This window comes from Streptomyces sp. NPDC102462 (assembly GCF_044765425.1).
GTDB lineage: Bacteria > Actinomycetota > Actinomycetes > Streptomycetales > Streptomycetaceae > Streptomyces.
Window position 1 is genome coordinate 114,749 of sequence record NZ_JBIWKB010000013.1, and the last position, 18,145, is coordinate 132,893.

Below are 18,145 nucleotides of genomic sequence, written 5' to 3' on the forward strand. Positions count from 1 at the left end.
GTGGATCTGCACTTCGGCGACAGCAAGCCGACGGACGAGGAACGGGCGGCCGTCGACGCCCTGCTCGGCCCTCCTCAGTCCTCCTGGGAGGGCGCGGCCCGGGACGAGATGAGGACCGAGGACCTGAGGTGGGCGCGCGGCGGCCGCGCGGCCCGTGAACGCCGCGACCTGCTGTTGCCGGGGCTGCACGCGATCAACGACCGGATCGGCTGGATCAGCGACGGCGCCCTCGACTATCTGTGCCGGCGGCTGACGGTCCCGCCGGCCGAGGCGTACGGCGTCGCCACCTTCTACGCCCTGTTCTCCGTGCGGCCCCGCCCGGCGACCGTGCTCCACGTCTGCACCGACCTGGCCTGCGCCGCCGCCGGCGCCGAGGAGATGTGCGCGCGGATCGCCTCCGGGCTCGGGCCGGGCAGCGGGGTGAGCGTCGAGCGCTCCCCGTGCCTCGGACTGTGCGAGCGGGCACCGGCCGCCCTCGCGATCCGCGCCGGTGACCCGGTGCGTACGGCGGTGTCGGCGCCCACGAACGTGCCGGCCGCCGTCCTCGCCGCGACCGCCCCCGACTCGGCGCCCGAGGAGCCGCCCGCCGCGCTCGCGGTCCCGCAGGCGGGCGACCCGTCACTGGTCCTGCTGCGCCGCGTCGGCGTGGTCGACCCGGCATCCCTCGACGACTACCGCGCCCACGGCGGCTACGCCGCGCTGCGCCGGGCCTTCGCGCTCGGGCCCGCCGGGGTGATCCGCGAGGTCGCCGACTCCGGCCTGGTCGGACGCGGCGGCGCCGCCTTCCCGACGGGCCGCAAGTGGCAGGCCACGGCGTCCCAGCCCGACCGGCCGCACTACCTGGTGTGCAACGCGGACGAGTCCGAGCCGGGCACCTTCAAGGACCGGGTGCTCATGGAGGGCGATCCGTACGCGCTGATCGAGGCGATGACGATCGCCGCGTACGCGATCGGCGCGCCCCGCGGCTTCCTGTATCTGCGCGGCGAGTACCCGCGCGCGCTAGCCCGTCTGGAGCACGCCGTCGCCCAGGCCCGTGCGCGCGGCTTCCTCGGCGACGACGTCGTCGGCCAGGGCTTCGCCTTCGACATCGAGATCCGGCGGGGCGCGGGCGCGTACATCTGCGGCGAGGAGACGGCCCTGTTCAACTCGATCGAGGGCTTTCGCGGCGAGCCGCGCTCCAAGCCGCCGTTCCCGGTGGAGAAGGGCCTGTTCGGCAGGCCAACCGTCGAGAACAACGTGGAGACCCTGGTCAACGTCCTGCCGATCCTGACCATGGGCGCCCCGGCGTACGCGGCGATCGGCACGGGCACGTCCACCGGCCCGAAGCTGTTCTGCGTGTCGGGAAGCGTGGCGCGGCCCGGCGTGTACGAGCTGCCGTTCGGGGCGACGCTCGGCGAACTGCTGACGCTCGCGGGGGTGCGGGACGGGCTGCGCGCGGTGCTGCTCGGCGGGGCGGCGGGCGGCTTCGTACGGCCCGACGAACTCGGCATCCCGCTCACCTTCGAGGGCACCCGTCAGGCGGGCACCACCCTCGGCTCCGGGGTCGTGCTGGCCTTCGACGACACGGTGCCGCTGCCCCGCCTGCTGCTGCGCATCGCCGAGTTCTTCCGCGACGAGTCCTGCGGGCAGTGTGTGCCGTGCCGGGTCGGGACCGTACGGCAGGAGGAGGCACTGCACCGGATCGTGGCACGCACGGGCGCCGACGCCGCCGGTGACATCGCCCTGCTGCGCGAGGTAGGCCGCGCGATGCGGGACGCCTCGATCTGCGGTCTGGGACAGACCGCGTGGAACGCCGTGGAGTCCGCCATCGACCGTCTGGGGGCGTACGAATGACCGTCACACCGCTGGGGATCCCCCGCAGGCTGCTGGAGTTCACCGTCGACGGCGCGCCGGTGCGGGTACCGGAGGGCTCGACCGTCCTGGACGCCTGCCGGGCCGCAGGCAAGGACATCCCGACCCTGTGCCAGGGCGACACGCTGCGGCCCAAGAACGCCTGCCGGGTGTGCGTGGTCGAGGTCGAGGGCTCGCGCACCCTGGTGCCGGCCTGCTCGCGCAGGGCCGAGCCGGGCATGGTGGTGCACACGGACACCGAGCGCGCCCGGCACAGCCGCAAGATCGTGCTGGAACTGCTCGCGTCCTCGGTCGATCTGTCCACCACGGCGCGGGCCGCGGAGTGGATCAAGGAGTACGAGGCGAAACCGGACCGCTTCGGCCCTGACGCGGCCCGGCTGAACGAGGAACCGAAGATCGACAACGAGCTGTACGTGCGCGACTACGACAAGTGCATCCTGTGCTACAAGTGCGTGGACGCGTGCGGCGACCAGTGGCAGAACACCTTCGCGATCTCGGTCGCCGGGCGCGGCTTCGACGCCCGGATCGCGGTCGAGCACGACGCCCCGCTCACCGAATCGGCCTGCGTGTACTGCGGGAACTGCATCGAGGTGTGTCCGACGGGGGCGCTGTCCTTCAAGTCGGAGTTCGACATGCGCGCGGCGGGCACCTGGGACGAGTCGGCGCAGACCGAGACGACGACGGTGTGCGCCTACTGCGGAGTAGGCTGCAATCTGACCCTGCACGTGCAGGACAATGAGATCGTGAAGGTCACCTCACCGCACGACAACCCGGTGACCCATGGCAACCTCTGTATCAAGGGCCGTTTCGGCTACCAGCACGTACAGAACCGGGGCTGATCGGAAACATGGGACGAGTCACGGAACGACGCAAGGTGATCCGGATCCGCGACGGGGCGGTCACGAGCCGGCCGGACACGCTCGTCGCCGAGGAGCCGCTGGAGATCAGACTCAACGGCAAGTCCCTCGCCATCACCATGCGCACACCCGGCGACGACTTCGCGCTGGCCGCCGGGTTCCTGGTCAGCGAGGGCGTCCTGGCCGGCGCCGCCGACCTGCAGAACATCGTGTACTGCGCGGGCGCGGCAGATGGGGGCACCTCCCTGTCCGAGCGGAGCCGAGGACTTGGGGGAGGTTCGAACACCTACAACGTGGTGGACGTGAAGACCGCGCCGGGCGTCGTACTGCCCGACATCACGCTGGAACGGAACGTGTACACCACCTCGTCGTGCGGGCTGTGCGGCAAGGCCAGCCTGGACGCGGTGCGTACGACGGCCCGCTGGCCGATAGCCGACACTCCCCCGGTCCGGGTGGACCCCGAACTGCTGGCGAGCCTCCCCGACCGGCTGCGCGCCGCTCAGCGGGTGTTCGACCGGACCGGGGGGCTGCATGCGGCGGCCCTGTTCGCCGAGGACGGGGAGTTGCTGGACGTACGGGAGGACGTGGGCCGGCACAACGCGGTCGACAAGCTGGTCGGCCGCGCGCTGCAGAGCGGTTCCCTGCCGCTGTCCCGTTCGGTCCTGCTGGTCTCCGGCCGTGCCTCCTTCGAGCTGGCGCAGAAGGCCGTGATGGCGGGCATCCCGGTGCTGGCCGCGGTCTCGGCGCCGTCGTCGCTTGCGGTGGACCTGGCCGCCGAGACGGGACTGACCCTGGTGGGCTTCCTGCGGGGCAGCTCCATGAACGTGTACGCGGGGCAGGACCGCGTCGCCCTGCGGGCCGCGACCGCCCAGGGCTGACGCCGTCTCCCCGCGACACGGCGGCGGGGCCCCGACCGGCGGGGAGCGCCCCCTGCGCCGCAGGGGCCCCGCCGTGCCCCGCCGCCCGTTCGCCTCAGACGCGCTCGCGCGCCGTCCGGGCGAACTCGGCGATCAGCGGTGAGCGCTGGCTCGCCGCCCAGGCGAGGAACACCTGGTCCGGCTCGGCGTCGCGCACGGGCACATACGCGATGTCGGGCCGGGAGTAGTGCTCGGCGACCGACGCCGGCACCAGGGTGATGCCGGTGCCCGCCGCCACACACTCGAACTTCTCCTCGACGGTGCGGATCGGCACGTCGTCGGGGAGCGGGTCGGCGTAGCGCAGCCACCGCTCCCCCGCCAGGTCGGCGAGGGCGAGGTCACGCTTGCCGGCCAGCCGGTGCTGCGCGGGCAGCATCGCCACCCGGTCCTCGGTGAACAGCGGCAGCAGGGTGAGACCCCGCTCGTGGATCGGCCGGCGCACATAGGCCAGGTCGACCGTGCCGTCCAGGAGCAGTCGTTCCTGGTCGTCCCATTCGACGCGGCGGGCGTGCACCGCCACATCGGGGTGGGCGGCGCCGAAGGCGCGCAGCACGGGTGTCACCACCACGCCCGCCCGGAAGCCGACGACCAGTCGCCGCGGTCCGCGCGCCGCCCGCCGCACCCGGCGCCGGGTGGCACCCGCGGCGGCCAGCAACTGCCGTGCGTCGTCGAGGAGTTGGCGGCCCGCCGGGGTGAGGGTCACACCATGACTGTCCCGCTCGAAGAGGGTGGCGTCCAGATCCTTCTCCAGGGCCCGGATCTGGCGGCTCAGCACGGGCTGGGTGATGTGCAGGCGCTCGGCCGCCCGCCCGAAGTGCAGTTGTTCGGCGACCGCCGTGAAGTAGCGGACCTTCCGCAGGTCGAGGTCCATGGCCGTCCCCTTCCGCCGTCGCGGTGGCGATGCCCTCAGAGTATCGCCACGCGCGGAAGAGGTCTTGGACGGCGAGGGGCCCGCGGGCGGAGGCTGGAGCCCGTCGGACCCGCACGGGAACGAAACGGAAGCGCGGCGGAAAGGGACAGGGGCATGAGTCTGCGAGGACAGCGGGTCGTGGTCGTCGGGGGTACGTCGGGCATCGGCTTCGCGGTCGCCGATACCGCGGTGCGGGACGGGGCGGCCGTCGTGGTCGCCTCCCGGCGGCAGGAGAGCGTGGACGCCGCCCTGCGGCGACTGCCGGCCGGCGCCGAGGGACAGCCGCTCGACGCGACGGACGAGACGGCGATGCGCGCCTTCTTCGAGCGGATCGGCGCCTTCGACCACCTGGTCTACACGGCCGGGGAGTCCCTGCTCATGGCGAGCGTCGCGGAGTCGGACCTGGCCCAGGCCAGGCGGTTCCTCGACACCCGGCTGTGGGGCGCGTACGCGGCCGTCAAGTACGCGGCGCCCGTGATCCGCGAGGGCGGTTCCGTGGTGCTGACCACCGGGACGGCGGGCCGCCGGCCGCTGCCGGGCACCAGTGTCGCGGCGAGCCTGTGCGGCGCGATGGAGTCGCTGACCCGGGCGCTTGCCCTGGAGCTTGCCCCGCTCCGGGTGAACGCGGTCTCCCCGGGCGTGGTGCGCACCGACCTGTGGCGGGAGATGTCCGAGGAGGACCGCGCCGGGCTGTTCGAGTCGAGCGCCGCCACGCTGCCCGTGGGCCGGGCGGGCACCCCGCAGGACGTGGCCGAGGCATACCTGTACCTGATGCGCGGCGGCTACAGCACCGGCTCGGTGGTCACGGTGGACGGCGGCGGCCTCCTGGTCTGACCCCCAGCACCCCAAAGGGGCGCGACGAACGGCGCGCCCAACCACGACGCCCCAAAGGGGCGCGGGGAACTGCGCGACCAGCCACAACGCCGCGCCCGTGGAAGGCGTAGTGGCTCATGACGGGACGTCAACCGCGCCCCCCGAATGGGCGACAGCGTGCTTGTGAGCCGCAGCGAGCCCCAACTAACGTCTGAGATAGGGACATTGGACGTCGGATGTCCGAATGTCCCGATGCCCGTATGTCCGACGCGTGAAGGGCAGGCCGCACATGCCACGCAGAACCGGCGCAGTCCTCCGTGGCCCCCGGCTCCCCAGGAGCCGGGGGCCACGCACGAGATCCGTCCGGGCCGCCGCACTCACCGCGGCCGTACTGCTCCTGCTGCCCCACCCCGCGCACGCCCGGCCGACGCGCACCCAGTCGGCGTACACCCAGCCGGCGTACGCCCAGGCGGCCCCCGGCTCCCCCGGCCTCGCCCAGTCGGCCCTCTTCAAGGCCGCCCAGGATCCGGGCTATGCCTGCTTCCGCATCCCGGCGATCGTGCGGACGACCGCCGGCACGCTCCTCGCGTTCGCCGAGGGCCGGGTCCTCAACTGCGGTGACGCCGCCGACGTCGACCTCGTACTGAAGCGCTCCACCGACGGCGGCCGCACCTGGGGCCCGCTCCAGGTGGTCAACGAGGGCGGGGGCGACACCCACGGCAACCCGGCGCCCCTCGTGGACCGCGCGACGGGCCGCATCCTGCTGGCCGAGACGTACAACACGGGCCGCACGGACGCCGCGAGCTGCTCCGTGCCCTGCGACCGCACCCCGCACCTGCAGTACAGCGACGACGACGGCCTGACCTGGTCGGCACCGCGCGATCTGAGCCCGGAGATCCTGCCGCCCGACTGGAACTCCTGGTACGCCACCGGTCCCGTGCACGGCCTCCAGCTCGACCACGGCCGGTACGCGGGCCGGCTCGTCTTCGGCGTCAACGCCGAGACCTGGAACGGCAACCGGGTCACCGCCGACCACGCGGCGCTCATCGTCAGCGACGACGGCGGCGCCCACTGGCGGACCGGCGCCACGGACAGCCGCCCGGTGGCCGCCGACGGCACCTTCCGGCAGAAGCCGTCCGAGCTGACGCTCGCCGAGCGCGCCGACGGCTCCCTCCTGGTCAGCGCTCGCGAACAGGACGGCACCGACCTCGGCCACCGCACCCAGACGGTCAGCCGCGACGGCGGCGGCAGCTTCACCGCCCCCTTCCGGAACCTCCCGGACCTGTACGCGCCGCAGGTGCAGTGCTCGACGCTGCGGCTCGGCGGCCGGCTCCTGCTGGCCTGCCCCGGCGACCCCGACCGGCGCCGCACCATGATGATCCGCTCGTCCTACGACGGCGGCCGCACCTGGGACAGCGTGGACCGCGGCACGGTCGTCACCACGGACTGGTCCGGCTACTCCGACATGGCGCGCATCGCCGGCGACACGGTGGGCCTGCTGTACGAGGGCGGGACGGCCGACGCCCGCGACGAGATCCGGTTCGCCCGCTTCACCGAGGGCTGGCTGCGCCCGCGCCGCGGCCCCGATCCCACCACCCCCGACCTGGCCCCGCGCGCCCCGAGCGCGGCGGTGCTGGGCGGCGCCGGCACGACGGCCGGCGTATCGGGCGGCGCCCTGGAGTTCGACGGCGCCGACGACGCCGTACGCCTGCCCTACGACGACCGGCTGCCGCTCGGCACCCGGGACTTCACCGTGTCGCTGTGGTTCCGCACCACGGCCACCGCCGGGGAGCAGCCGCTGCTGTGGATGGGCGGCACCGGCACCGGCCGGCCGCAGGTGTGGCTGCGCGCCGAACCCGACAGCGACCGGGTGCGCGGGCTGATCACCGCGCGGCAGGGCGCGACCGCGGCCCGCACGGCGGCGGTCACCGCGCCCGGCGCCCGCAACGACGGCCGCTGGCACCACCTGGCGCTGCGCCGCGGCGGCGGGCGGCTGACCCTCGTCCTGGACGGCGAGACGTCGTCCGTCGCCGACGTGCCGGGCTCGGTCAGCCGCGATTCGCCCTTCGGCGTGCACATCGGCCAGCGCATGGACGGCCGGGCGTTCTTCACCGGGGCGATCGACGACGTGCATGTCTGGGACCGGGCGCTGCCCGACGCGGAGCTGAACGGACCGGGGGCGCCGCGCTCCCTGCGGGACACCGTGCTGTGGCTGCCCCTGGACCGGGTGTCCGGCCCTCCCGGGCGTCCCTGAACCGGACGGCGGGCATCAGCGCGGACGCGTGCCCGTGCCGGCCGCGGCGGGCGCCGTCACGGCCGGTGCGGCGGTGGCCGTGGCCGCCTCCTCGGGGTCGCGCGCCCGGCGCTTGGCGATGACCGCGCAGACCATCAGCTGCATCTGGTGGAAGAGCATCAGGGGCAGCACCGCAAGGGAGGCGTGCGCGCCGAACAGGACGCTCGCCATGGGCAGCCCGGAGGCCAGGGACTTCTTCGAGCCGGCGAACTGGATCGCGATGCGGTCCCCGCGGGTGAAGCCCAGTGCCTTGGCGCCGTACCAGGTCAGGGCGAGCATCACGGCGAGCAGGACGGCCTCGACGGCGAGCAGGGCGGCCAGCCGGGCGGGACTCACCTGGTGCCAGATCCCCTGGACCATGCCCTCGCTGAACGCGGTGTAGACGACGAGCAGGATCGAGCCGCGGTCGACCAGTCCGAGCACCCTCTTGTGCCGGGCGATGAAGCCGCCCACCCACCGGCGCAGCAGCTGTCCGGCGAGGAACGGCACCAGCAGCTGGAGCACGATCTTGATCAGTGAGTCGGCGGAGAACCCGCCGCCGCTGTTGCCGAGCAGCGCCGCCGCCAGCAGCGGGGTCAGCACGATGCCGACCAGCGAGGAGAAGGAGCCCGCGCAGATCGCGGCGGGCACGTTGCCGCGGGCGATCGAGGTGAACGCGATGGACGACTGGATCGTCGACGGCACCAGGGTGAGGAACAGCAGGCCCTGGTAGAGGGGGTGGGTCAGCAGGACCGGCACCAGGCCGCGGGCGGCCAGGCCGAGCACCGGGAACAGCACGAAGGTGCAGGCGAGGACGGTGACGTGGAGCCGCCAGTGGCGCAGCCCGTCGAGTGCCTCACGGGTGGACAGGCGGGCGCCGTAGAGGAAGAAGAGGAAGGCGATCGCGGCCGTCGCACCGCCGGACGCCACATCGGCGGCCGTGTCCCGGGCGGGCAGCAGCGCGGCGAGGCCCACCGTCCCGAGCAGCAGCAGGATGTACGGGTCGATCGGCATCCAGCTCGGCCAGTGCAGGCGTTTCACGGTGCTCCACTTGCTGTGCGTCAGGGCTCGTCGTGCGGTGTGTCCGGGTGGCGCTGGGCCCGTGGGGCCCCTCTTCATCGTCCTCCTCCGGTCGGTGATCGGGAATCCGGCATACCGTTCTCACTGTCATCATGTGTCGCGATAGCCTGGCCGTGTGTACGACCCCTCCCAGCTGCGGACGTTCCTCGCCGTGGCCCAGACGCTCAGCTTCACGCAGGCCGCCCGGCGGCTGGGGCTGCGCCAGTCCACCGTCAGTCAGCATGTGCGGCGGCTGGAGGACGCCGCGGGGCGCCAGCTGTTCACCCGCGACACCCACTCCGTGGAGCTGACCGAGGACGGCGAGGCCATGCTCGGGTTCGCGCGCCGGATCCTGGAGGTGCACGAGCAGGCGACGGCGTTCTTCACCGGCACGCGGGTGCGGGGCCGGCTGCGCTTCGGCGCCTCGGAGGACTTCGTACTGACCCGGCTGCCGCAGATCCTGGAGGGCTTCCGGTACGACCATCCCGAGGTGGACCTGGAGCTGACCGTCGAACTCTCCGGCACGCTGCACGAACAGCTGGCCGCGGGGAAGCTGGACCTGGTGCTGGCCAAGCGGCGGCCCGAGGACCCGCGCGGCGAACTGGTCTGGCACGACGACCTGGTGTGGATCGGCGCGGAACGGCTCCGCCTGGATCCGGACCGGCCGGTGCCGCTCATCGTGTTCCCGCCGCCCGGCATCACCCGGGCGCTGGCCCTTGAGGCGCTGGAACGGCAGGGCCGCGCGTGGCGCATCGTGTGCACCAGCGGAAGCCTCAACGGCCTCATCGCGGCGGCCCGGGCCGGGCTCGGTGTGATGGCGCACTCACGCGGGCTGGTGCCGCCGGGACTGTTCCGGGTGCCGGACCGGGCGGGGCTGCCGGAGCTGGGCGAGGTCGACTTCGTGCTGGTCCACGGTCGCCATCCGGCGCCGGCCCGGAATGCTGCGCGGGCGCTGGCGGCGGCCATCCTCACGGGTGCGCTCCGCTAGGGGCGCCGTCGAATGCGGGCGGTAGTTCATCTGCGGCGCCGTCCTGGCTGGCCGCAGCCGCGATCTCGCCTCGGCACCACCGCGCCATGGGCGACTGCGGCGACGTCGTGGCTGATCGCGCCCACGCGGCGGAGCCGCACATTGATACAGCCCCGCGCCCCTATCGGGGCGCCGTCTGTGGGGCTCGGGGGTGTAGTGGGTGGGGTGTACAGATTTGGTGGAGGTTGGGGAACCGCAACCTACTGAACCGTAGGTTGTTCTGTCCGGCCGTTCCCCGTGTGAGCGGTATTTCCGGGTGGCCACCGGAGGCATACGCAGGGATTGGCCGGTTTCGTACCCCCTCCCGCCCCGTCGACGGGTGGGGTAGCTTTCACGGCGCTGTGCGGAGCGCCACCGAGGAGCGGGAGCGGGGTTTGCGCGAGTTCACCAACCCTCCGTCGGCGTCGGCACCACCGGTGGGCGGTCTGGCCGACGTCGTCTTCGAGCATGCCGTCCGGGACCCGCTCCATGTCGCCCTCGGCCGCAAGGACGAGCTGGGCCGGTGGCGGGACGTGACCTCCGCCGAGTTCCGCGACGAGGTCCTGGCCCTCGCCAAGGGCCTGCTCGCGCGCGGCGTCCGCTTCGGCGACCGGGTCGCCATCATGTCCCGTACCCGCTACGAGTGGACCCTCTTCGACTACGCGCTGTGGAGCATCGGCGCGCAGGTGGTGCCGGTCTACCCCACCTCCTCGGCCGAGCAGTGCTTCTGGATGCTGTACGACGCGGAGGTGTCCGCGGCGGTCGTCGAGCACGAGGACCACGCCATGACGATCGCCACGGTCATCGGCCGACTGCCGCAGCTGCGCCAGCTGTGGCAGCTGGACTCGGGCGCCGTGCAGGAGCTGTACGACGCCGGCGCGCACCTCGACGACGAGATGGTGCACCGGCACCGCCGGGCCGTCACCCCGGAGTCGGTCGCCACGATCATCTACACCTCGGGGACGACGGGCCGCCCCAAGGGCTGCCTGATCTCGCACGGCAACTTCATGTTCGAGGCGGACACGGTCATCGAGCGCTGGGAGCCGGTGTTCCACTCCCGTAAGGGCGACGAGGCGGCGACCCTGCTGTTCCTGCCGCTCGCGCATGTCTTCGGACGGATGGTGGAGGTCGCCGCGATCCGCGGCGGGGTGCGCTTCGGGCACCAGCCGCAGCTCAACGCCGCCGCGCTGCTGCCCGATCTGCAGGCGTTCCGGCCGACCTTCATCCTCGCGGTGCCGTACATCTTCGAGAAGGTGTTCAACTCGGCCCGGCGCAAGGCGGAGAAGGAGGGCAAGGCCGGGCCGTTCGAGAAGGCCGTCGACGTCGCGGTGCGGTACGCGGACGCGATGGAGGCGAGGGCCTGGGGCATCGGGCCCGGCCCGTCGGCGGGTCTGCGCATGCAGCACCAGTTCTTCGACAAGGTCGTCTACTCCAAGGTCCGGGCGGCCATGGGCGGCCGGATCCGCAACGCGATGTCCGGCGGTTCGGCCATGGACCGCAGGCTCGGGCTGTTCTTCGCGGGCGCGGGCGTGCAGATCTACGAGGGCTACGGCCTCACGGAGTCGACGGCCGCCGCCACCGCCAACCCGCCCGAACGCACCCGTTACGGCACCGTCGGCCAGGCCATCCCGGGTGTGACGGTGCACATCGCGGACGACGGGGAGATCTGGCTGCACGGCGCCAACCTGTTCCAGGGCTACCTCAACAACCAGAAGGCCACCGACGAGACGCTGCACGACGGCTGGCTGGCCACCGGCGACCTGGGTTCCCTGGACGAGGACGGCTATCTGACCATCACCGGCCGCAAGAAGGAGATCCTGGTGACCTCCGGCGGCAAGAGCGTGTCCCCCGGGGTGCTGGAGGAGCGCGTCCGTGACCATCCGCTGGTCAACCAGTGCATCGTGGTCGGCAACGACCGTCCGTATGTCGCCGCGCTGGTCACCCTCGACCAGGAGGCGATCGAGCACTGGCTGACCATGCGCGGCAAGCCGCGGATGACGTCGGCCCAACTGGTCCGCGACCCGGATCTGGAGACCGAGGTGCGGCGCGCGGTGGTGGCCGCCAACACCCTGGTGTCGCAGGCGGAGTCGATCCGCACGTTCCGCATCCTGGCCCAGCCGTTCACCGAGGAACACGGTCTGCTGACGCCGTCGTTGAAGCTGAAGCGCAAGGCGATCGAGAACGCCTACGCGAGCGAGGTGGAGGCCCTGTACCACGCGTGAGCGCGCCCCGGGCGACCGCGGGCCACGGTCGGTACCTGTGCAGGACCGGTCGTTCTTCGCCACCGCAGTGGGCTCTCCGGTCAGTTCCGGCGTATTTCATGGTCAGGAATGCGCGGCGGGCCGTGATCGTTGACGATGGTGGTAATACCTGTCCGCAACCGAAGGATCAAGAGCTCGTGAGCAGCAAGGTCCCCCCGATCATCCTCAACAACGGCGTCGAGATGCCCCAGCTGGGCTTCGGCGTGTGGCAGGTGCCGGACGACGAGGCCGAGCGGGCCGTCGCCACGGCGCTGGAGGCCGGGTACCGCAGCATCGACACAGCGGCGATCTACGGCAACGAAGAGGGCACCGGCAGGGCGATCGCCGCCTCCGGACTGCCCCGCGAGGACATCTTCGTCACCACCAAGCTCTGGAACGCCGACCAGGGGTACGACGCGACACTGCGCGCTTTCGACGCCTCACTGGAGAAGCTGGGCCTGGACCACCTCGACCTGTATCTGATCCACTGGCCGCTGCCGTCCCACGGCACGTCCACCGACTCCTACAAGGCATTCGAGAAGCTGTACGCCGACGGCCGCATCCGGGCCATCGGCGTCTCCAACTTCCTGCCCGAGCACCTGGAGCGGCTGATCGCCGAGACGTCGGTCATCCCCGCGGTCAACCAGATCGAACTCCACCCGCATCTGCAGCAGCACGCGGCCCGTGAGTACCACGCCGAGCAGGGCATCGCCACCGAGGCGTGGTCGCCGCTCGGCCAGGGCAAGGGCCTGCTGGGGGTGCCGGCGATCGTGGCCGTCGCGCAGAAGCACAATCGCACTCCGGCCCAGGTGGTGCTGCGCTGGCACGTCCAGCTGGGCAACATCGTGATCCCGAAGTCCGTGACGCCGTCCCGGATCAGGGAGAACATCGAGGTCTTCGACTTCAGCCTGGACGCCGAGGACCTGGCGGCGATCGGCGCGCTCAACGAGGACCGCAGGCTGGGCCCGGACCCGGCGACGTTCGACCCCCGCTGAGCCGCCCGGACCGGATGTTCCGCACGCCCCCGCGGCGCGATTCTTGCACCGCAGGGCGTTCGGGCGTGCCGCGGGGCGGTCAGTCGGGCCGTACGTCCGCGTGCACGACCTCGAACTCCTCCAGCGCGGTCACGGCCGCATGCGCCTTGGCCACGCCCTCGTGCCGGGCGAGTGCGTGGCCCGACCGGGACGCGGCCAGTGCGTCACGGTCGACGAAGAGCATGCCGACCATGCCGCGTCCGCGCTCCCGGTCCACGAACAGGGACGCGCCGGCGACGCCGCGTGCCGCTTCGAGCCGCGGCAGCACCGACGCCCGGAAGACGTCGCTGAGCAGGTCCGCATCGGCGGGGTCGAACTCCAGCCTGGTGACGCGCAGTCCGCCGCCCATCCGGGGGTGCTGGAGCACATGGAGGGCCGCCACCTCGTAGTTGTCCACCGTCACGGTGCCCGCGAACGGCTCCAGGAGCGCGGCCCGTTTCACGCGCATCACCTCGTCGCTGTTGTGCCGGTCGGCCGCGGAGGCCCACCAGCTGGCCGAGAGCAGCTTGCCGAGTTCCCGGTCCACGAAGACGCCCGCGCCGCGGTAGCCGGGGCGGTCCGCGAGCAGTTCCCGCCCTTCCGTGTTGAGGGCGCGGAGGGCCGCGTCGATCTTCGTGGGGTCTCCGGTCGCGTACACCGTGCGGACGAACATGCCGCCTCACCTCCGCGGAAGCCGGGTAACGGCGCGGGAACACCCCCGAGGATCCGGACCTGTCCGCTTGACCCAGTCTTGACCGCGGCACCGGCCGCCGCAAACGGCACGGGCGACACACGGTCGCACGGGGGCTTGACGAGGGCACGTAAAGAAGGCCACCTTGGAGCGCACTGGTAAGGAAACTTTCCTAACAGAGAAGGGTCCCCCACAGTGCGCATGCGACCACTGACCCTGACCGCGGCCTCCGCCGCCGCCCTGCTCGCGGCCGGCGTGCTCCCCGCAAGCGCCTCGACCGCCCCCACCACCCCCGCCGCGGCCCAGGAGGGCACCGTCAGCGCGGCCGCCCTGCTCGCCAAGGTGACGTCCTGTCAGCAGATCTCCAACGGCACGTACCGGACCGACGAGGAGACCTCGGCCACGATCCCCGTGTGCGGCAAGAACGGCGCGGTGTTCTGGAAGGCCGACATGGACATCGACTGCGACGGCCAGCGCACCGCCCACTGCAATGAGAGCACCGACCCCTGGTACCAGGACGACACGGCCTTCCACCAGTCCGACGGCAGGCCGCTGAAGGCGGACACACTGCCCTACGTCGTGGTGCCAAGCCCCAGCGGCGTCTGGAACTACGCGAACGCCGGCATCAGGGGCGGTGGCGTGGTCGCCGTCGTCTACTCCGGCAAGGTCGAGTACGCGGTCGTCGGCGACACCGGCCCCACCGGGATCATCGGCGAGGCCTCGTACGCCACCGCCGAGGCGCTGGGCATCGACCCCGATCCCGAGACCGGCGGCGCCGACTCCGGTGTGACCTACATCCTGTTCCAGAACTCGCAGGTGTCCCCCATCGAGGACCACGGCGCCGCGGTCGCCCTCGGGGACCGGCTGGCCAACCAGTTCCTCCAGAACAACTGAGCCCGCGGCCGGCACGGTGGACGCCCCCATCGGGAGCGCGGGGCCGGGCACGCTCCGTGTCAGGTGACCGGGCAGGTGTCCCGGTACGGCACGGAGGGCAGATGGCGCCGCCACTCGGCCCGGGTCAGCCCGCCCCCGGCCCGTGCGCACACCGTGCCGGCCGCCCGGAGCGGCGCCGACGGACGGGCGCGGTCCGGCAGATGGGGCGTCGCCACATGCAGCGTGCCGCCGTCCGCGGTGAACCCGACGGCGAGCACCGGGCCGTCCCCGACGGGCAGGACGGCGGGGGGCAGCGCGGGCGAGGCCGTCTCCCACACCTCGACGGACCCGTCGCCGGACCCGGCGGACAGCAGTGCGCCGTCGGCGGAGAACGCCAGGGCCGTGTCGCCGGTGGCCGAGTCCTCCTGTCTCAGCACGGCGAGCCGCCGCCACGCGCGCGCGTCCCACAGGGTGACGCGGCCCCGGAAGTCCGCGGCGGCGGCGAACCGCCCGTCGGCGCTGAAGGCGCCCGAGGTGAGGATGTCCTCTCCACCGACTCCCTTGCGTTCGCGGCCCGTTGCCACCTCCACCAGGGTGCCCTCGGCGGTCAGCGCGGTGCGGCCCGCGGGGTCGACGGCCACAGGACCGGGGTCCGCCGCGCGGTGGGCGGGCCGCACCGGGCGGCCCCGGCCGTCGAACGCGGCGGCCGTGGCGGCGCCGCCCCGCCACGCCGGGCCCGCGAGCCCGTGCAGCGCGACGGTGCCCACGGCGCCGGTCCGCCCGCCCGCGCGGTAGCGCAGCACACCGCCCGCGAGGTCAAGACGGATGTCGCCGACCGCCGAGGTGGTGGTCGGGACGGTGAGCAGGGGCGCCCGCGGGCCGTCGTCGGCGGGCGCGGGCAGGTCGGTGCGCCACACCGCGAAGGAGCCGCTGCTCCAAGTGAGGGCGTAGCGGCCGGTGAACTCCACGGCGTGTGCGCCGCCCGCGAGCGGCAGCCGGGGCCGTTCCCGGCCGGTGCGCAGGTCCCAGGTCACGATCCCGGCGGAGCCGGCGGTGGCCACGCCCCGGCCGTCGGCGGTGAAGGTGAGCCGGTCGCCCCGGCACAACGCCCGCTCGGTGGTCGCGGGCACCGGCACGGTGACGGGCCGCCGCGTGGTCACGTCGAGGACCCGCAGCCGCCCGCCGTACCCGGTGCACCAGGCGAGACGGCGGTCGTCGGGGCTCTGCGCCGGCAACGGGCCGTCGGCGTCGCCCCGGTCGTAGCGCACCACCGTCCGCTGCCGTCGCACGTCCCACAGTTCGAGCCGTGCGTGCCCGCCGGGGCCCGGTCGCCGGATCAGGAAGGTACGGCCGCTCGGCCCGAACGCGCCGTCGGTGTTCTGCCAGGACCCGGTGCCCAGCCGGTGGGTGCCGCCGCCGTCCAGGTCCTCGATCAGCAGGCCGTCGCGGTCCGGGGCGCGGTGGGCGACGTACCGCCCGTCCGCGCTGACGTCGACCGCGCCCGCCGACAGTCCGCTGCGGTGCACCGAGCGGACGCGCCGGTGCGTGGACACGTCCCACTGCACGAGCCGGTCGTGCACCACCGTCGACAGGATACGGCCGTCCCGGCTGAGCCAGTTCGGCGCGTTCAGGGTCCGGCCGCCCTCCTCGGGCTGGGTGAACACGTCGAGTTCGCTCTGCGCCGCGGCGGTGCGCAGGGCCCGGCGGGTCTCCGGGAGGTCGGCGGTGCGCCAGGCCGCGAGCGCGAGACGCATCGCGGTGCGCGGGTCGGTGCCGCGCAGGGTGCCGGCGAGCGCGGCCACCCGGCGGGCCTCGGCCGCGTCACGCTGCCGTGCGTTGACGGCGCTCTGCCGCCAGGCGAGCGTGCCCGCGGCCAGGGCGAGGCAGAGCAGCACGGCGAGCGCGGCGCTCAGCCCGCGCAGCCGCCGGGCGGTGCGCGCCGCGGTGCGCAGTCCGTGTTCGTGCGCCTCGACGCTCGCCGTCAGGAAGTCCCGTTCGAGACGGCTCAACACCCCCTGGTACACGCCCTCGTGCGGGCTCGGGGCCGGGTCCGCGGTGAACGCCTCGGCCGCCTCGGTGAGCCGTACACCCCGGTACAGCGCTCCCGCGTCCCGGTCCAACTCGGCCCAGTCACGGGCCGCTTCGGTCAGCCGCCGATGGGCGCGCAGCCGTTCGCGGTCGGCGTCGATCCAGCCGCGCAGCCGGGGCCAGGCGTCGAGCAGTGCCTCGTGGGCGAGTTCGACCGAGTCGCCGTCGATGGTCAACAGGCGGGCGCGGACCAGGCGTTCGAGGATGCGGCGGGTGGTGTCGTCGGTGCCGAGTTCGGCGCGGTCCGCCGGGCGCCGGGTGTCCTCGGTGCCGTCCCCGGGATGGACGAGGCGCAGCAGCAGCCCGCGTACGACGGCCGCCTCGGTGGGGGTGCAGCGGGCGTAGACCTCTTCCGCGGTGTGGGCGACGGCGCCGCGGACGCCGCCGACGGCCTCGTACGCGGCGAGCGTGAGGGTCTTGCCGGTGCGCCGCCGCCAGACCTCGCGCAGCGCGTGGGCCATCAGCGGCAGTCCGCCGGGTTCGCCCGCGACGTCCGCCACGATCCGGGCGGTCAGGGCGCGTTCGACGACCACGCGGCGGGCGACGGCGGGCCGGACCACCGCCTGACGCAGCCGGTGCGGCGCCATCGGCCCGACGAGCAGCGTGGAGTCGCGCAACGCCTCGGCGAGCCGGGCGTGTTCGGCGCAGCGCCCGTAGAAGTCGGCGCGCACGGCCAGGATCACCCGCAGCCGGGCGGCCGGGTCCAGCGCGGTGAGCAGCAGTCCGAGGAACCGTTCGCGTTCGGCCGGGTCGGCGCAGAGCGCGAAGACCTCCTCGAACTGGTCGACGACCAGCAGGGTGTCGCCGGGCGCGGGGTGCGGGGCGAACAGGGCGGCATGGCTGCGGGCCGGGCGGGCGCCCGGGGTGAACACGCGGATGACGGCGGGCCGCCGCCCGGGATCGGCCGGCTCGCGGAGCGCGGGGATGAGACCGGCCCGCAGCAGTGACGACTTGCCGCTGCCGGACGCGCCGACGATCGCCCCGAACCGGGTGCGGAGGGTGCGCTCGGCCAGCTCGGCGACCAGGTCGTCGCGGCCGTGGAAGTGGTCGCGGTCGGCGGTGTCGAACCGGGCCAGACCCGGATAGGGGCTGTCGTGGTCGTCGGGCTCCCGCTCGTCGGCCGCGTCGGCGACGGCCGCCCGCCAGCGCCGCTCCCACTCCTCGGCGTCCCCGTCGCACGCGAGGACATAGGCGGTCACCACCGGCAGGGTGGGCAGCCGCTCCCCCGACGCGGCCGCCGACAGGGTGGGCCCGGAGTACCCGGCGCGTCGTGCCATCGCACGGTAGGTCGGCGTGCCCGCCTCGTCGCGCAGCTTGCGCAGTTCGTGGGCGAACCGCTGCACCGCCCCCGCCGCCGGATCCAGCGGTTTCTCCCGGCGCCCCATGCGCGTCTCCCCCGTCCTGCCCGCCACGCGCGGCCGTCCCCCACGCTAACAACGCGCGTACGGCCGTTGATGGGCGCTCCTGACCGGGGCTGCCCATCAATCCACGGGCGTCTGGACTCGTCGGTGCACGCACCTGCGGGCCCCGCCCGCGGGGTCCGCCCGATCCGCAC

The 18,145-nt window shown here is 73.4% G+C and carries 13 protein-coding genes; 9 read left to right on the top strand and 4 right to left on the bottom strand.

The window, feature by feature from the left end; translation table 11 throughout:
• Genes ACIRFL_RS14355 through fdhD form a run of 3 tightly spaced genes read left to right on the top strand, consistent with a single transcriptional unit; the run spans position 1 to position 3,586 of the window.
• Positions 1-1,833, top strand: a complete 1,833-nt coding sequence (locus ACIRFL_RS14355) for an NADH-ubiquinone oxidoreductase-F iron-sulfur binding region domain-containing protein (protein ID WP_404027884.1) — start codon at positions 1-3, stop codon at positions 1,831-1,833.
• Positions 1,830-2,690, top strand: coding sequence for a 2Fe-2S iron-sulfur cluster-binding protein (locus ACIRFL_RS14360; RefSeq protein ID WP_404027886.1), 861 nt, complete (start codon positions 1,830-1,832; stop codon positions 2,688-2,690). The genes ACIRFL_RS14355 and ACIRFL_RS14360 overlap by 4 nt, the downstream gene beginning before the upstream one ends.
• 8 nt (positions 2,691-2,698) lie before the next feature.
• The gene (gene fdhD, locus ACIRFL_RS14365) at positions 2,699-3,586 is read left to right on the top strand and encodes a formate dehydrogenase accessory sulfurtransferase FdhD (protein WP_404027889.1); all 888 of its coding nucleotides are present in this window, start codon (positions 2,699-2,701) and stop codon (positions 3,584-3,586) included.
• A gap of 94 nt (positions 3,587-3,680) precedes the next feature.
• Here fdhD and ACIRFL_RS14370 read toward each other — a convergent pair whose 3' ends face one another.
• On the bottom strand, positions 3,681-4,496 hold the full coding sequence (locus tag ACIRFL_RS14370) for a LysR family transcriptional regulator (RefSeq protein ID WP_404027892.1): 816 nt from the start codon (positions 4,494-4,496) through the stop codon (positions 3,681-3,683).
• Between the two features lie 153 nt (positions 4,497-4,649).
• Between ACIRFL_RS14370 and ACIRFL_RS14375 the strand changes: the two genes are divergently transcribed.
• Together ACIRFL_RS14375 and ACIRFL_RS14380 are read left to right on the top strand one after the other, a co-directional pair.
• Positions 4,650-5,369, top strand: coding sequence for an SDR family oxidoreductase (locus ACIRFL_RS14375; protein ID WP_404027895.1), 720 nt, complete (start codon positions 4,650-4,652; stop codon positions 5,367-5,369).
• 268 nt (positions 5,370-5,637) lie between these two features.
• Positions 5,638-7,602 carry an exo-alpha-sialidase gene (locus ACIRFL_RS14380; RefSeq protein WP_404027898.1) on the top strand — a complete coding sequence of 655 codons (1,965 nt, stop codon included), beginning with the start codon at positions 5,638-5,640 and terminating at the stop codon, positions 7,600-7,602.
• A 15-nt stretch (positions 7,603-7,617) separates the two neighbouring features.
• On the opposite strand, the gene ACIRFL_RS14385 is transcribed toward ACIRFL_RS14380, so the two are convergent.
• Positions 7,618-8,634 (bottom strand): bile acid:sodium symporter family protein, encoded by a 1,017-nt coding sequence (locus ACIRFL_RS14385; protein ID WP_404027993.1) that lies wholly within the window; start codon positions 8,632-8,634, stop codon positions 7,618-7,620.
• 181 nt (positions 8,635-8,815) lie between these two features.
• On the opposite strand from ACIRFL_RS14385, the gene ACIRFL_RS14390 reads away from it, so the two are divergent.
• The 3 genes from ACIRFL_RS14390 to ACIRFL_RS14400 all read left to right on the top strand — a co-directional run bounded on the left by ACIRFL_RS14390 (position 8,816) and on the right by ACIRFL_RS14400 (position 12,920).
• Entirely contained in the window at positions 8,816-9,667 is an 852-nt protein-coding gene (locus ACIRFL_RS14390) for a LysR substrate-binding domain-containing protein (RefSeq protein ID WP_404027899.1), read from the top strand.
• Positions 9,668-10,080: 413 nt separating this feature from the next.
• A complete protein-coding gene (locus ACIRFL_RS14395; protein ID WP_404027996.1) occupies positions 10,081-11,907 on the top strand; it encodes an AMP-dependent synthetase/ligase in 1,827 nt (608 codons plus the stop codon).
• Positions 11,908-12,083: 176 nt separating this feature from the next.
• The gene (locus ACIRFL_RS14400; RefSeq protein WP_404027902.1) at positions 12,084-12,920 is read left to right on the top strand and encodes an aldo/keto reductase; all 837 of its coding nucleotides are present in this window, start codon (positions 12,084-12,086) and stop codon (positions 12,918-12,920) included.
• A 79-nt stretch (positions 12,921-12,999) separates the two neighbouring features.
• Here ACIRFL_RS14400 and ACIRFL_RS14405 read toward each other — a convergent pair whose 3' ends face one another.
• A complete protein-coding gene (locus ACIRFL_RS14405; protein WP_404027905.1) occupies positions 13,000-13,611 on the bottom strand; it encodes a hypothetical protein in 612 nt (203 codons plus the stop codon).
• A 213-nt stretch (positions 13,612-13,824) separates the two neighbouring features.
• Between ACIRFL_RS14405 and ACIRFL_RS14410 the strand changes: the two genes are divergently transcribed.
• Entirely contained in the window at positions 13,825-14,523 is a 699-nt protein-coding gene (locus ACIRFL_RS14410) for a glycoside hydrolase family 75 protein (RefSeq protein ID WP_404027907.1), read from the top strand.
• A 59-nt stretch (positions 14,524-14,582) separates the two neighbouring features.
• Here the strand turns inward: ACIRFL_RS14410 and ACIRFL_RS14415 are convergent, their stop codons facing one another.
• Complete coding sequence (locus tag ACIRFL_RS14415; RefSeq protein ID WP_404027909.1) at positions 14,583-17,975, bottom strand: hypothetical protein; 3,393 nt, start codon at positions 17,973-17,975, stop codon at positions 14,583-14,585.
• Positions 17,976-18,145: the final 170 nt, after the last annotated feature.